Source organism: Shimazuella sp. NTD248, from assembly GCF_059510395.1.
In genome coordinates this window covers 1-290 of the sequence record NZ_JCAJZT010000035.1, presented here as the reverse complement: position 1 = coordinate 290, position 290 = coordinate 1, and the positions used below count along the sequence as shown (strand labels likewise).

Below are 290 nucleotides of genomic sequence, written 5' to 3'. Positions count from 1 at the left end.
AATCCGATGAGCCCTTCCCATTCTGTTTGCGATCGTCCCGCGATCGGACTTCCTACTGCCACATCAGCAGCTCCGGTATATCGAGACAATAACGTTTGAAATACGGTCAAGGCCGTCATAAAAAACGTCATCCCATGCTGCTGGGACACCCGGGTTAATCCAGTTCGAACTTCTTCTGGTAAAACCACCGAATACGTCGCTCCTGCAAACGTCTGCTCCTGTCCTCTTGGGTGATCCGTTGGAAGATCGAGGACAGGCAAATCGGACAACTGTTCTTTCCAGTAGCTCAA

At 50.7% G+C, this 290-nt stretch carries 1 protein-coding gene; it reads right to left on the bottom strand.

Annotated features, from left to right (window positions below):
* Window positions 1-290: condensation domain-containing protein (locus tag AC5WOE_RS20020; RefSeq protein WP_496053353.1), on the bottom strand; the 290-nt coding region annotated here is incomplete at both ends.